Source organism: Paenibacillus sp. ACRRX (assembly GCF_022346885.1).
Lineage (GTDB): Bacteria > Bacillota > Bacilli > Paenibacillales > Paenibacillaceae > Paenibacillus_B.
Map to the genome: position 1 here is coordinate 951,875 of NZ_JAKRNK010000002.1, position 13,021 is coordinate 964,895.

Below are 13,021 nucleotides of genomic sequence, written 5' to 3' on the forward strand. Positions count from 1 at the left end.
TCATTCCTCTTCCCTTCCTATAACAGTCATTCGGCACCTCCTGATTGACTCGACAATGCCTCGTAATTCAAACAATGTCTTGATATCATCCATATTAAGGTAACTGAGTTGCTCAGGTGTTATCATCTCGATCTCTGTCAAATTCAAAGAATTACGTCCTAACGCCATTTCTAAGTCGTTTAAAACCGCCCAGGCACTTTCAATACCTAATTTTGCATTTACATATTCTGAATCGTTATAACTATGAAAATCCTCTCTTTCTCGAGTAATGCTGTTCTTAGGTATTAGCAGTGCTCTTTTACCGCCGACATTTTGTTTAGATATTTCATTTGGATACTTCACTTCGAGATTCCAGATCGCGTTTCTAACTGCAACCATGGGATCTTTGTGATGGGCTAACTCCTCCCTAAAATCGTCCAAAATCAAATTAATCAGATCAATCTGACGTACTCCTTGTGGATTTCTCTTTATTATATTAAGTGCAATCTCTCTAATCTCATCGGGTGTTGTTATATAATTCTTCAAGCGAATCACTCCAAAATATAATCTTAATATTATATTAGATAATCTAGATTTAGTATAATAGTTAGTAGTTATCATGTCAATCAAATACTCACCTTAAATTTATTAGCATTAGTATCGATCGTTATTTCGCGAACAATTCCATAATTCGGAAGATAAACGACTTCCACTTCGGTATCCTCGCCGCCATCGCGACCTTTTCCTAACGAAATGATCCCGCGACCTTCCTCGTTAAGTGAGTCGATCCCGAATACCGCCGCAGCATCCTCAAGCACCTGCTTAGTTTTCTTGATCTCGGCACGTTTGGCCGGATTCAACTCTCGGTTGCCTTCTTCGTCCCTATCGTCCTTTATCTCATCGGCTTGAGTGATGGCGTGGGTAACTACTCCGTATTTCCCCGTTAGCCGGCGTATCTTCATCGAGGTTGCTGCCGCGTCTCCGCCAGTAGTCTTTGAAGTGTTACGTTCATAATCAAGATAGTAAAATGGGTCAATTATGACAACATCCGCCTTAGTCGCAATGATGTCAGCCTCTAGTGCCCTAAGCGAACGATCGTCGAAGTCTTTGTCATCAACCGCGCGAAGTGTTATCGTTCCCGCAAGTGATTCATTAAGTCCTACGAGGAACGAATGGAGTCCCTCCTCGAACTCTTCCGGAAGTTTGCCTCGAAGCATCGCTGTATTTTCGAAGCCTGCTGCGAATACCTGTCCGTTAACCTCAGCTTGAACAATGTTGTCGCGAGCAGATAGTGAAGAATATGCGCGAGCCATCCACTGAAACTTAGGCATCTCCATTGACCAAATGAGAACATTCGCGCCTTGTACCGCGGCTTCCAACGCTTCCTCCATCGTGAATACGGATTTACCGCGACCGGAACGTCCATACCACGTATACATGTTTCCGCCAAGGTAACCGCCGATCACACGGTTGATGGTCGGAAACTTAGATAACCACACACGGAATGACTTTCCGTCCTTACGGTTTTGGTATTCGCGCAAGAAGACATCGATGTCTTTCTTTACGTCTGTTCCTATTTTATTGCGAACGGATGTTCTCATTATAATACCGTCTGTTCGTTCGCGCAACCAAATAAGGAACTCTTCACCTGACAATTTTGTAAACGCTTCCTGAGCTTCTGTCTCGATGACTCTTTTGACTTGAATCTTCGCTGATAACGACTTTATCTGACGCGCCATATAGTCGAAAGAATCGCTCACATCCGGTATGTACGTGATGTCCGGATTCTCCGCAACAAATGTTGCATATGATGGGGCCTGTCCACCGTTCTGTTCGGCGTATGATCGGACAAAACGTGACGCCTTGCGTTCGGCCTCCGTTGGAAAGTCGGAGTCTTCGATTCCATATCGGATAAACGCTTGTGTGTCGTTATTGTCAACTATCTTTGAAAGAAACTGCTCTCCGTAATTTGCCACATTGTTCCTCCTCGCAAGTAAGATTAGCATGCCACGTTTGTACTAGTCAATCACAAAACACAACATGTTGAATTCAAAAACAACTCAAGTACAATATATTGAGAAAAAAATCTCATCTAAGTGGAATTAAAGTTACTCCAAGTGGAAATTTTGCATCATAAGAAGGAAATATTTCGACTTTTTTTGAAAAGTGAACATTATGTGACACTATCTTCGTAAGCCTCTTTTGCTCTCGCCTTTAAACTGTACCACCCCACACATGTCGCGAATCCGATCCGCGAGTCTCCGATCAAACACACTTTGTAAATCCTCTATTGTTACGTTACTTGTATACACTGTAACCAGTCCGTTAGTTACCCGATGGTTGATGATCGCATGTAAATCACCACGAAATCCTTCGGAGCATTCCCGCACACCAATATCGTCCATCACAACGAAGGGCGTCAACCGAGCGTGTTCCATTCGACGGTAGTATTCGCGCGACGCAAGCTCCGCAATATCATTCGGCACCCGCGGTCTATTGAACTGATTGTAAAGCTCTTGCCACTCGTTAACGTCGAAGAAATATGCCGGTCGTTGCAGCGGCTGCTTATCCCGTTGCAAAGATCCGATGTAGTGTATCGTGAGCCACTCATTGAGAAGAGCGATTGCCGTCGTTGTCTTCCCCGTTCCAGGTTCACGGCTAAATAGATATAGCGATTTAATTCGCTCGGCATCCGGATCGAACTGTCGAGCAAACGTTGCCGCGTATGCATCGGCTATCTGATATGCTTCCGGCTGATCTCCACGAGCTGGTGAATTGGTTAGCGCGACCTTTCGATAGTCTGCCGGAACATTTGCAGCTCCGACTCTGCCGCCGTCTCCGGAGTAACCGTGCATCGCGATATATGACGAGCATAGTCGTGTGCATTGCGCGGTTCCCGCAAGTTTACACACTCGTGCTAAAATGCAATTTGATGCGTTAGACAACCTACCGCCTCCCTTTTCGTAATCCGCCCCGTCCGTTGCCGCGAACAGGGCGCTGTGTTATTCGAGTTAATGCCGTTGCTTATTCGGTACTAACCTAATTTCATTTACGCTTCTCAAACATTTCTACCGCAATCTCTGCGAGGTCCTTGCCGTGCCCTTTATCAATGAGCGCATCGAGTTTCGTCGCGTGTTTTTTATATTTTTTAGTCGCCTTTACTTTGTGATAGTCAAACCCGTTTCTCTGTCGTAATTCTTCGTACAATTCGCGGTAGACTTTACGGCGGTCGATCCCGCGTATCACTTCGATCTCTCGCAGGATTCTCGACACTTCGTCGCGTAATTTACATTTAGTCATCCCCTCGAATCTGGATGTCTTTCCTGCCAATCTAGCCTCGTTCAGAGTTAATTTCACTTCATTCGCGGCGAAGCCCTTGACGTTTGTTTGTTTGGTTTGGTTGACTGCAATTAACTCTGTGATTGCCTTGATGCTTCTCTCCTCCTTTTCGGTAATCATTTTTTCAACGGTTGCTAAAAACATGTCGAATCTCTCGGTCATTTGTTCCATCAGTTGCTCCACGGATACCTGTTCTTGCTTTTTCTGAGATAATAAAAACATAGACAATTCCTCCTTAGTAAATTGAGTATTCTACATCTATCGTCGCATCGGTCCGGGCATAGCCGCTGACTGATGAGGATAGGCTTCCGATAAAATCATTTAATGCTAATAGAGCGTTACTATACTCCTTTCTAGCAGTCTCAGTCGTACTATCAAATTCTTTTTTGAAGTGAGATAAGAACGAGTATTTTTTGATCAACTCCCTAACGTCTTTTGAGAACAGGAGCGCCATTCCAAGCACATCCTTTTCTGCTGTAATTCGCGAGATATGCTCGTCGTATATTTCTAAATTCCCGAATCTTTCACGATACTTCCGCAACTCTTCTTCGACTTGTTCATCTCGGACATATTCCGTACGAACCTCAATCCTCGGAGGTTGCTCTTCAATAGACTCTAAAGTCTCGCGCACAACCTCGTAGTCTTGCTCCGCTTTCTCTGCGCGAGCTTCAGCCTCACGTAGAGCTTTCTTTACTTCACGAAGCTCACGTACGGTCATCTCGTCGACGGTTTTTACGGCGCCGGTTGACGGAATGGTGTGCGATTGTTCGCGTTGTTCTGGTGGTAGTGTCGCTATTTCATATAAAACTCGCATACCTAAGTGGTGCCACGTGTCACCTTTGTTGCTGAACTCGTCAAATATTTTAATGAATCGTTTTGCAGTGGTAATATCAAATTCAACGGTTCTCAGCCACTCACTCCATTTTCCCGAATGGTGTCCATTTTCTTGAAAAATCTTTTCCCTCACATACTTCAACCGCCGCCCTATTTCGAAGATTGCCTCGCCAGCGATTCGCTTATACGCGTTAATCTCCGCAGTAATAACGTGGATGTCTGTCGATAGCTCTTGCGATTGACTGGTGTTACTTAACGTTGGCAATGTCGTTTCACTCCCTTCACAATAACTATCGTCTCACCTTACGAAATAGTTGCGAATTAATCTAAGGTAATTTTCGCTTTAAAGTCAATCAGTGCAAGCCATCCGAATGTGATGTAAAAGAACATGATGTAACGGTTAGTCTGGATCGGTTTCTTATGCGACTCCTTGATTATCTTTTCCCACGATTCTTTACGAAGGACGAATATACTTGCGAGAAGCACCCCGATGAGAAGATACAACACAACTGCCATAGTAATATAAAGTTCCATTTACTTACCTCCTTTCGTTTATCCAATGGTGACCGTCTGTCACACAATCGTCGTATACTTTCAAAGGATTTTGGCATTATTTACTGAATATTTCCATATATGAGAGGAGGTGTTACTGTGAGTAAAACTAATAAAGAACTTGCGGTTGAGCTAACCAAGGTGTGGGCTGAGTCTTTAGCTAGAATCGCGACAAACCCGAATGTTAGTAACGTGTACGTTCCTCAACCCAAAGACGTCGCGTCTGCCTTCTCGTTCTTCTACGAAAAGTTGAACGAAGACGGTGATTAATTCCAAGTAATCATCCAATCATCGTTTTTCTCGGGGCGAAGCGCATTAATCGCCCCTTCCAACTCTTCCTTGCTCCACCCTTTTTTCTCCGCGAATGCTCGGATTTCTTCCGCACGCTCAACGTCCTTACGAAAAATAATGTAAACCTTGTCCATTTTTATTTCCTCCGTTTTTCATTTTCACAACCAACCCGCGAGTTCCACGTAATCCAACGGAGTCTCGTCTTTTTGCTTCCGATCTGCTTCGGCTTGCAACTTCGGAATCAATCCGTTAATCCGATAGCTTATCGCGAATCCAGCGGTCAACAACGGATACTCCCTCGTCGGCCTATAAGTACGAAAGCACTCGTCAAACGCACGCTTGAGCAGTTCGGCTCCATGCTCGGACAGTGAACGCTTAATCACGCCTTGCTCAAACGACCAGTTACGCATCGGAAGGTATTCGGTGATTCCGAGCAACTCGCGATTCATATCCGCGAAATAGGCATGCACTGAACGCACATTCCATTCGTCATACGGAAGGTTGCGCCAGTCCTTGCGTTGCTCTGCGGTGATCCGGGGTTTCTTCGTTGTCATTATTCCCACGCCTCCTTCGGATGAAATAAATGCGGGACGATGTACGGCTCCTTCCCGTCGCCACTGTCTGACACAGACATGAACATATTCTTAATACGATGGTGCTTCGGAATTTCTCGGAACAGTGCGTGGTATCCGTTTAGTTCCTCGTCGATCTCAATCGTTTCACTCGTATAATACTTACCACTGGGTTTGAAGTACGTTACATTAGCGGTCTTCAACGCCAACCACCTCCGAGAATCCGATTCATCATACTGTCATACATCCGTTTCTCAACGACAATCTCGCCGTTCTTGCGCAGCTCATCGATTACCGCATGTGCTGCTGTCATTGCTGTACGTTGATCCAAACCAGTTGCGCCTTGAATCGCATCTGCGAGTTGTCCATTTGTCATTGTGCGTTCACCCCTTCGATTTGGATTCCTAGAGTATCCAACGTAAACTTGATTCCGACGGCGTATATAGCGTCTTCATTCTTAGAAGAGAAATCACCAACTCCGTCTGTGTGGTCCGTATATACCCGCAAGATTCTTGAATGTTTCTGCTCTTCCGTCATCTCACGTTCGTATCCGTTGACTAATGCGGATAAAAGTGCATTGAAAGAGATCGTTTGCAGCACTGTAGTTGCGTGGGAAACTGCACCACCTGTGCGCAATGCAACCGATACAATGCGTGAGTTGTCATACTGGGGATCGACACGCATTGCTTCGATTACGTCCGCAACCTCATTCGGAATTGTCGGTTTGTTCATTCGGATTCCTCCTCGTTATTATCGTTTTGTTTCCCGTAGTACTCGATTATGTCGTCAACAGTTTCGAACTTCATTTCGTCCTCCTATATAGTTATATAGAAGATAGTCGAAATCACACGGAGGTTGATAATTTCGCGATGACAGATGCGAGACATATCGCTTCTTGTAACGTCTGTGCCTTGCCTTGCGCTTCAACTTCGAATCCTTCTTCGTTACAATCATCGCACTCACCAGTTGAGTATCCGAATGATACGACGAACTCTCCCGTTGGCTTGCGGTATATGTACACTTCGTCTGGAATCTGCGCTAGTACGGATTCCGCTGAGGAAATGTCCGATGTGTAATCATCGAGTTCACTCGTCACATACCCGTAACCTACTTCGTAATACCTACCGCCTGCTATCTTCGGCTCGCAATACACGCGCTTACCGAACACCACTTCCGCAACCCACGCGTCACGTTCACGCGGAGTCATTCCGTCCCATTTTTCGATGACTTGTTCGCGAGTCATTGCCATATCCGATGCACCTCCGCTATGTGTTCGAATCCGTCATATTCTTGAACCTCTATCTCGACGCCATCTGGAACTTCAACCACTTTTAGTTTTGCAACGATACTATTCGCTGCATCACCAAGTAGTTCGATAGCCTCAATCAAATCAGGGTCAGTGCGTAGTTTTATATCATCTCTGTCGCCAACAAATGAATACCGAGACACAAGCGGATCTATATTGCAGCTATCAATTATTCGCGCGTTGGGATTTAGTAAGTTATAGTCGTCATCGTATGTTGTAACTTCCCAACCCTTACCAATCAACACACCGTAAAGAGCGTCGGAAGGACTGAACCCTCCGTAACACTTATTGATTGCCACTTTCACTAACCATCACCCCTTGGCAAAATCTACGGGGAATTAGCGCTTCTATTTCCGCCTTGATAGATTCCCCTAACTCGCGAATAGTCGCGCTAAATTCGCGTAAATTCTCTGCGTCCGACATGGCAGCCGTCCGATAGATAACCGACTCGACCGCTGATGTAAGTCCACGCTCATTCAGCGAGTAATATCCGACATCCTCCCATTTCTCTCGCGGATTTGGATCGGCTCCTTCCGCAGCTCTCTTCATCCAGTTCGGTGCTTTAGTTGGATCGACTATGCGGCGATGCTGAAGGATAAATTGTATACCGTCCGAGGTCAGTTGGTAGTCTGGCGTAATAGTAACGTTCATCATTATTCATGCTCCTTTCATATTTGCGTGATATTTTCGGTGAATTAGCGTTCATCCCATCCGTTGGACTTATGAGTCCCGCGAAGGGTAAAGACGGCTAATTCAACGGGAAACTTACGGTAAAATTATGCGTTGATGCCTTCGATAGTTTGTCCGGTTACTTCGAGTGCTTCACGTACGCCGCGACACCACCACGTACTATCCGAATAAATACCGCAACGCTTAGAATGCCAGTCGAATTCTTCGCGAAGAAGATCAACAGGGGACTTCTCCGTTTCCCATCCGTTTACAAGTGCGGCGGCCATGTCTAACGGATCAATTCCGTTTAGTGCTGACAACGGGGGTGCCCAACCGTCAGGACCATGTGAGTGCATACGAAGTAATGTGTGTTTGCCCAGTCGGGAGATGGCCGCGGATAGTGCGGTTGATTGATCGTGGCTTAGCGTTAGTTTCATTGTCGTTCCTCCTCGTAGTTAATACATATCGGACTATCGTCCGAGCCTTCGTGGCTTTACCACTCGGCACTTATCATTCAAACTATTTTCATTCATATACCTTATCCGCGAGTCAATGATATGAGATGGTCTTCTTTTTAAAGTTGGTGCGCGAAGTATAGCGGTTTTCTATACTGAAGCGCTATGTTTTATAGTTCTTCTTAAAACCATAGTTCTTGTTAAAGATGTAGTTCTTCTTACTGTGTAGCCCGCGCCATGTGGCGTAGACTACACACGGTAGATCATTTCTTCCGATCGAACATCGCAAGCCCGCTGATTGGCTGCACTGTATAACGGTTGTTATCAAACACGCCTCCTTCTCGCTTTTTAATTACGGTCACTATTGGCTTCTCATTCCAGCGGTAATCCAAGAGCCGTTTAATCCGCCTGCTTGCCGCTGTCCTTGATGTACCTATTCCGCGTGCAATCTGCGCTTGAGTCGGGTAGCACTCGCCTCGTTCGTTCATGTACGATGCGATAACGCAGAGTGTATGCCACATCTCCGCGCCCATATCTGCGAGCAAGCCGGATTTAACGGCATCGACGTACATTTTCACGAAGATTCGCGTTTCGGTTGCGCCTGATGTGACGGAGTATTCCGTTTGCGACTCGATGCTGACGAGTTTATCGATTGTTTATCGCCTCCTTTCAAGTGATTCTATCTGTTAGTACGATGTGGAATACGCATTCGCACACTTTAGTCAAAAAAAATAACGCCGATCCCGAGGACCGACGTTTGTCTATTAGTCTTCATCCAGTCTTTCGAGTGGAGAAAACTTTCTATGTTGCTTCATGATATCGTAGCTAAACATTGCAACGTAAGTTTTTACTATTTCTAAAGAAGTGTGTCCAAGTATTTTTTGTAAAGTAAACGCATCCCCGCCGTTCATTATATACATTTTAGCAAACGTATGACGAAAAGTGTGCGGAGAAACGCGAACGCCTTTGATTCCAGCTTCTTTGCCATAGTCACTAATCTTGTCTTGAATAGAGCGTTTCCTCAACGGATCATTATCTATGTTTATGAATAAGAAATCGTGGTCTAACATCCCGCGAATAGCAACGTATTCTTTTAGGTGTCTAAGTAATGTACTACTAATAGGTACTGCACGTTCTTTGCGTCCTTTGCCCATTACTATTAAAATTTGATTTTTCCATTCAATGTTCGTAATCTTAACGCCTTCAAGCTCAGAAATCCTAATTCCAGTATCGAGTAATAGCTGCATGATAACAAAATCCCGATACCCAGTGAACGTTGCCCGGTTCGGCGTCCCTAACAAAGCCTTTACCTGTGTCTTGGTAAATGTCTCCAACATCTTTTTTTCGTACTTTAGGGGTTTTATTTCTGCGGTTGGATTTGATGTTAAGTACCCTTCTTCGTTCAAAAAGTTAAAAAAAGCTTTCCAACCGCGCAGATCTTTATCCACAGTTACCATCTTTACTGATTTCTTTTTTTCCAAAATAATGTCCTCTAGGTGACGTTTATCAACGTCTACTGGTCGATGCACATTCATTTTACTGAGATATTTAACGAGAAGCCTTAGGTTGTCTTTATAAAATTGAATTGTTAAACCGGTCAAATTCTTTACGTTGCAAGCGCGGATAAATTCGTTTACTGCGAGGTCGAAATCGGTGGAGACGCTAGATAACTTAGTACCCGAGTTATCAACTGAGGAAATAATATTGTGACGGCGAGTGCGATTATTTGTGGACAATGCAAAAACACCTCCAATTCGTATTATTCGTCCAAATCGCGAATAAAACGAAGTGAGATGCGTAGTTGTCTCGTAATTGTGCATCGCAGGATTACGCAAGGATTAACGTAATGACTATCGATATTGGCCTCGTAAAGGACAGTAAAATCAACGAAAATGTTACAAATCGTAACATTTAATTTTAAGTCCTGTGCGTCTGCCAATTCCGCCATCCCGGCATGTAAAGTGCACGTTTATATTAATAATAGGTATATGGTGGGCCCTGAGGGACTCGAACCCCCGACCAATCGGTTATGAGCCGACCGCTCTAACCAACTGAGCTAAGGGCCCGTATGTATGAAATACGTTGAGCGTTATGTTGGTTGCGGGGGCAGGATTTGAACCTACGACCTTCGGGTTATGAGCCCGACGAGCTACCGAACTGCTCCACCCCGCGTCATTTGTGTCCGTCGTGTTTCATCAGCGACAAGTAATACTATACCGCACTTACCTAACCTACGTCAAGAACTTTTTCAAAAAATATTTTATGCCATTATTATTCTGCTTATTAAGCATTAAATTTCCCCTCTTTAAAAAAGGTTACAACAAAAATCGAACCCCGTACTTTCCCCTTCTGGAACGGAATATTTCAATTTCTTGTGGTGTCTCGTAACCATATATCCAAGCGTCGTGTTCCAAACGCTGCTGCAGTGTCTGAGCCTGAAATTTAGAATTGTACAGCTTGCCCCAATAAATCCAATTTAACAACTCACATGCGCCTCCTAGCCGGTCTCAGATTAATAATGGTATGGGCCATGACTATAATGTTTCCATTTCCCTTACTGTTCCCATTTGGAGTCACTTCTAACGCTCATGTTTTTCTGACAGCACAAAAAGGGTGGCTCTAACTGAGAGCCACCCTTTTGTGATCAAGATCTATTAACCGCCGTAAATCCCGCCTGGGACAGTCTCACCACCGCCATTTGGGTTATTTTTAATTTGCTGCAGCATTTCGTTACCTTTCGTTTCCCACTCAGCCAGTGCTTGTTTTGTTGACTTCTTCCCATTTATTACATCTTGGAACAATGTACGTCCAATATCATTTACTTGCCATAAAGCAGGCTTCTCGCTCATTAAGTCTTCCGCATCTTGGTTCGTAGGTACTACCGGTTTTACATTAAAGAATGCATCAATATTATAGCTAGAACCATCTTTAGGTTTAATAAACTGTTTGCGTGACACCATTTCATAACTGCTGCGTGAACGGATTTTTGCCCAGTCCTCGCTATTGATAAATTTAACAAAATCCCATGCATCATCCGGATTAGGTGCTTTGTTATTAATAGCAAATATGTTGTTCATATTTACAGAGCCTGATATACCTGGAGCTTCAGGATGGGAAGGCGCTGTAACGACATCCCAATCAAATTTATTAAAGCCTTTTATTTTGCTTGCATTACGCATAGCATTTGCCAAATCATTGTTTAGATAGCCAAAGTCCGATAATACCATAGCGACTTTGCCTGACAAGAAGCTGTCATGATCAAACGGGCCGGGTTTCGTATTGTTATCCATCATGCCATCGTTTTGTGTTGGCATAATTTTGTCAGTGGACAATTTAGTAATACTGTTCCACACCTTTTCCCATGGACCTGTGTTCACTGTCATCTTCTCGCCTTTATTGTCGAACATACGCAGCTGCAGGGGTGTAATGTAGCTGTAGGTCATGGACCAGAACGGATCTCCACCTGCATAACGGTCAAAGGAAAAACCGTATTTCCGATCTGCGCCTTCACCCTTTGCTACAAGACGTGCTTTGTTAAACACTTCATCCCATGTCATCCCGTCTGTAGGCGGCTCAACTCCTGCATCCGCAAACAATTTCTTATTGTAGAGCAGCACAGAAGAATTGAACGTTGGTGCTAGACCAAGCATATTACCGTCGCCCATACTTTTGATACCGTCCAGCACTGCTGGAACAAAGTCAGTTGTATCAAATTTATCCTGCTGCATTAGTGGGTCCAATTGCTTTAACATACCGTCGCGAGCCAGTATACGGAATTGCGCCGGGTCAGTCACGATGATATCAACTGGGTTGGAGCCATCCATAATTTTTTTGACGGCTTCAAGACGGTTAGGTTCTTTCCTATCTTTTTCTTCGCCTTGATTATATTGTTGATCGCTTTGATCGATTGCAGGTACGATTTCAATTTTAACGTTCTGGTGCGTATATTCATATACATCTGTAAATTGCTGACGGAAGTAAGTATCGTCGTAACCGCCATACAGAACTCCAATTCTTAAAGTGCGTTCCTGGCCTGTTTTCGTATCTTTGCCGCCGCTGCATGCGGCAAGCATCGGAAATACCATCGTTAATACGACGGACGTCATCACTAGCTTTCTGACCCATTGATTCCGTTTCATTTTGTTTCACCCTCCAACTTGTTCGGTGTTCTAATTACAATCTTATCTCCATCAAATTCCATTGAAGCTTTATCTCCGATGTCAAGCGCCTCCAGAAACTCCTTTGGCACTTGTAATCGTCCAACACGGTCAACAACCACGTAAGCCTCATGCACATCCTGCTGACCGCCACCAAAACCAGCAAGTCCGTCGCCATCTAGATTCGGATTACGCTTTATAAACTCCGTACTCGTCAATCCATCACGTATTGCCACAACACGGTCAACTTTACCTGCTAATGTAATGTCATGTGTAACGATGACAATCGTGACACCAATCTCCTTGTTCATACGCCGGAAAATACCCATAATCATATCGGATGTCTGCGTATCCACTGAGCCTGTAGGTTCATCGGCAAGCAGCAGCTTAGGCTTGTTAGCCAATGATATCGCAATGGCTACACGCTGCTGTTCTCCGCCTGACAACTGAGCAAGTTTATTGTTGAGGCGATGACCAAGACCGACCCACTCCAGCAATTGCTTGGCATATGCACGGTCCAGCTTACCAGCAAGCATCATAGGAACTTCAACATTTTGCAGCGCAGTCAAGTAGGGAAGCAAGTTTCTGGCGTTGTTTTGCCATATAAAACCTACCGTATCCCGCTTATACTTGACAAGCTGCTCATCGGTGATTTTTAAGAGATCCCAATCACCAACCTTGATTGTCCCGGCGGAAGGACGGTCCAATCCGCCAAGAATGTTCAAAAAAGTTGATTTACCGCTGCCGCTGTTGCCGATGATCGCCATCAACTCGCCTTGCTGAACAGACAGATTTAGACCTTGTAATGCGACAACTTCTAAATCTTCTGTCTTAAATATTTTAACAAGTCCTTCACAATGGATCATT

Annotated in this window: 21 protein-coding genes and 2 tRNA genes; 1 reads left to right on the forward strand and 22 read right to left on the reverse strand. The window is 44.6% G+C overall.

From position 1 onward, the window contains the following. From MH117_RS09925 to MH117_RS09950, 6 genes are all read right to left on the reverse strand, one after another. Positions 1 to 525: a hypothetical protein gene (locus MH117_RS09925; RefSeq protein ID WP_239328487.1), complete on the reverse strand. Its 525-nt coding sequence runs from the start codon at positions 523 to 525 to the stop codon at positions 1 to 3. An 80-nt stretch (positions 526 to 605) separates the two neighbouring features. Then, positions 606 to 1,955: an AAA family ATPase gene (locus tag MH117_RS09930; RefSeq protein WP_239328488.1), complete on the reverse strand. Its 1,350-nt coding sequence runs from the start codon at positions 1,953 to 1,955 to the stop codon at positions 606 to 608. A gap of 207 nt (positions 1,956 to 2,162) precedes the next feature. Beyond that, entirely contained in the window at positions 2,163 to 2,924 is a 762-nt protein-coding gene (locus MH117_RS09935) for an ATP-binding protein (protein WP_239328489.1), read from the reverse strand. Positions 2,925 to 3,024: 100 nt separating this feature from the next. Next, positions 3,025 to 3,540, reverse strand: coding sequence for a hypothetical protein (locus MH117_RS09940; RefSeq protein WP_239328490.1), 516 nt, complete (start codon positions 3,538 to 3,540; stop codon positions 3,025 to 3,027). Between the two features lie 13 nt (positions 3,541 to 3,553). Continuing rightward, positions 3,554 to 4,417: a DUF3102 domain-containing protein gene (locus MH117_RS09945; protein ID WP_239328491.1), complete on the reverse strand. Its 864-nt coding sequence runs from the start codon at positions 4,415 to 4,417 to the stop codon at positions 3,554 to 3,556. Positions 4,418 to 4,473: 56 nt separating this feature from the next. Further along, complete coding sequence (locus MH117_RS09950) at positions 4,474 to 4,686, reverse strand: hypothetical protein (protein WP_239328492.1); 213 nt, start codon at positions 4,684 to 4,686, stop codon at positions 4,474 to 4,476. Positions 4,687 to 4,803: 117 nt separating this feature from the next. On the opposite strand from MH117_RS09950, the gene MH117_RS09955 reads away from it, so the two are divergent. Continuing rightward, the gene (locus MH117_RS09955; protein ID WP_239328493.1) at positions 4,804 to 4,974 is read left to right on the forward strand and encodes a hypothetical protein; all 171 of its coding nucleotides are present in this window, start codon (positions 4,804 to 4,806) and stop codon (positions 4,972 to 4,974) included. Here MH117_RS09955 and MH117_RS09960 read toward each other — a convergent pair. From MH117_RS09960 to MH117_RS10035, 16 genes are all read right to left on the reverse strand, one after another. Continuing rightward, positions 4,971 to 5,129 carry a hypothetical protein gene (locus tag MH117_RS09960; RefSeq protein WP_239328494.1) on the reverse strand — a complete coding sequence of 53 codons (159 nt, stop codon included), beginning with the start codon at positions 5,127 to 5,129 and terminating at the stop codon, positions 4,971 to 4,973. The genes MH117_RS09955 and MH117_RS09960 overlap by 4 nt on opposite strands. A gap of 24 nt (positions 5,130 to 5,153) precedes the next feature. Then, a complete protein-coding gene (locus MH117_RS09965; protein WP_239328713.1) occupies positions 5,154 to 5,549 on the reverse strand; it encodes a hypothetical protein in 396 nt (131 codons plus the stop codon). Further along, positions 5,549 to 5,770, reverse strand: a complete 222-nt coding sequence (locus tag MH117_RS09970) for a hypothetical protein (RefSeq protein ID WP_239328495.1) — start codon at positions 5,768 to 5,770, stop codon at positions 5,549 to 5,551. The genes MH117_RS09965 and MH117_RS09970 overlap by 1 nt, the downstream gene beginning before the upstream one ends. Further along, positions 5,767 to 5,943, reverse strand: a complete 177-nt coding sequence (locus MH117_RS09975) for a hypothetical protein (RefSeq protein WP_239328496.1) — start codon at positions 5,941 to 5,943, stop codon at positions 5,767 to 5,769. The genes MH117_RS09970 and MH117_RS09975 overlap by 4 nt, the downstream gene beginning before the upstream one ends. Beyond that, entirely contained in the window at positions 5,940 to 6,299 is a 360-nt protein-coding gene (locus MH117_RS09980) for a hypothetical protein (protein ID WP_239328498.1), read from the reverse strand. The genes MH117_RS09975 and MH117_RS09980 overlap by 4 nt, the downstream gene beginning before the upstream one ends. A gap of 112 nt (positions 6,300 to 6,411) precedes the next feature. Further along, the gene (locus MH117_RS09985) at positions 6,412 to 6,816 is read right to left on the reverse strand and encodes a BC1872 family protein (RefSeq protein WP_239328499.1); all 405 of its coding nucleotides are present in this window, start codon (positions 6,814 to 6,816) and stop codon (positions 6,412 to 6,414) included. After that, a complete protein-coding gene (locus MH117_RS09990) occupies positions 6,807 to 7,172 on the reverse strand; it encodes a hypothetical protein (protein WP_239328500.1) in 366 nt (121 codons plus the stop codon). Before MH117_RS09990 ends, MH117_RS09985 begins: the two co-directional genes overlap by 10 nt. Beyond that, the gene (locus MH117_RS09995) at positions 7,159 to 7,524 is read right to left on the reverse strand and encodes a hypothetical protein (protein ID WP_239328501.1); all 366 of its coding nucleotides are present in this window, start codon (positions 7,522 to 7,524) and stop codon (positions 7,159 to 7,161) included. The genes MH117_RS09990 and MH117_RS09995 overlap by 14 nt, the downstream gene beginning before the upstream one ends. 125 nt (positions 7,525 to 7,649) lie before the next feature. Further along, the gene (locus tag MH117_RS10000; RefSeq protein WP_239328502.1) at positions 7,650 to 7,979 is read right to left on the reverse strand and encodes a hypothetical protein; all 330 of its coding nucleotides are present in this window, start codon (positions 7,977 to 7,979) and stop codon (positions 7,650 to 7,652) included. Positions 7,980 to 8,260: 281 nt separating this feature from the next. After that, positions 8,261 to 8,569, reverse strand: coding sequence for a helix-turn-helix domain-containing protein (locus tag MH117_RS10005; RefSeq protein WP_239328714.1), 309 nt, complete (start codon positions 8,567 to 8,569; stop codon positions 8,261 to 8,263). Positions 8,570 to 8,761: 192 nt separating this feature from the next. Continuing rightward, complete coding sequence (locus MH117_RS10010) at positions 8,762 to 9,733, reverse strand: tyrosine-type recombinase/integrase (protein WP_239328503.1); 972 nt, start codon at positions 9,731 to 9,733, stop codon at positions 8,762 to 8,764. A gap of 253 nt (positions 9,734 to 9,986) precedes the next feature. Then, positions 9,987 to 10,063: transfer RNA gene (locus MH117_RS10015), tRNA-Ile, on the reverse strand. Between the two features lie 29 nt (positions 10,064 to 10,092). Then, a tRNA-Met gene (locus MH117_RS10020) sits at positions 10,093 to 10,169 on the reverse strand. A gap of 143 nt (positions 10,170 to 10,312) precedes the next feature. Then, complete coding sequence (locus MH117_RS10025) at positions 10,313 to 10,480, reverse strand: hypothetical protein (protein WP_239328504.1); 168 nt, start codon at positions 10,478 to 10,480, stop codon at positions 10,313 to 10,315. A gap of 171 nt (positions 10,481 to 10,651) precedes the next feature. After that, the gene (locus MH117_RS10030) at positions 10,652 to 12,136 is read right to left on the reverse strand and encodes an ABC transporter substrate-binding protein (protein ID WP_239328505.1); all 1,485 of its coding nucleotides are present in this window, start codon (positions 12,134 to 12,136) and stop codon (positions 10,652 to 10,654) included. Continuing rightward, positions 12,133 to 13,020, reverse strand: coding sequence for an ABC transporter ATP-binding protein (locus MH117_RS10035; protein WP_239328506.1), 888 nt, complete (start codon positions 13,018 to 13,020; stop codon positions 12,133 to 12,135). The genes MH117_RS10030 and MH117_RS10035 overlap by 4 nt, the downstream gene beginning before the upstream one ends. Position 13,021 lies beyond the last annotated feature (1 nt).

Excerpts from the sequence above, each read along its gene's own strand:
- MH117_RS09940 (WP_239328490.1), bottom strand. The coding sequence starts at position 3,540 with ATGTTTTTATTATCTCAGAAAAAGCAAGAACAGGTATCCGTGGAGCAA.
- MH117_RS09950 (WP_239328492.1), bottom strand. The coding sequence starts at position 4,686 with ATGGAACTTTATATTACTATGGCAGTTGTGTTGTATCTTCTCATCGGG.
- MH117_RS09960 (WP_239328494.1), bottom strand. The coding sequence starts at position 5,129 with ATGGACAAGGTTTACATTATTTTTCGTAAGGACGTTGAGCGTGCGGAA.
- MH117_RS09965 (WP_239328713.1), bottom strand. The coding sequence starts at position 5,549 with ATGACAACGAAGAAACCCCGGATCACCGCAGAGCAACGCAAGGACTGG.
- MH117_RS09975 (WP_239328496.1), bottom strand. The coding sequence starts at position 5,943 with ATGACAAATGGACAACTCGCAGATGCGATTCAAGGCGCAACTGGTTTG.
- MH117_RS09980 (WP_239328498.1), bottom strand. The coding sequence starts at position 6,299 with ATGAACAAACCGACAATTCCGAATGAGGTTGCGGACGTAATCGAAGCA.
- MH117_RS09985 (WP_239328499.1), bottom strand. The coding sequence starts at position 6,816 with ATGGCAATGACTCGCGAACAAGTCATCGAAAAATGGGACGGAATGACT.
- MH117_RS09995 (WP_239328501.1), bottom strand. The coding sequence starts at position 7,524 with ATGAACGTTACTATTACGCCAGACTACCAACTGACCTCGGACGGTATA.
- MH117_RS10000 (WP_239328502.1), bottom strand. The coding sequence starts at position 7,979 with ATGAAACTAACGCTAAGCCACGATCAATCAACCGCACTATCCGCGGCC.
- MH117_RS10005 (WP_239328714.1), bottom strand. The coding sequence starts at position 8,569 with ATGTACGTCGATGCCGTTAAATCCGGCTTGCTCGCAGATATGGGCGCG.
- MH117_RS10030 (WP_239328505.1), bottom strand. The coding sequence starts at position 12,136 with ATGAAACGGAATCAATGGGTCAGAAAGCTAGTGATGACGTCCGTCGTA.
- MH117_RS10035 (WP_239328506.1), bottom strand. The coding sequence starts at position 13,020 with ATGATCCATTGTGAAGGACTTGTTAAAATATTTAAGACAGAAGATTTA.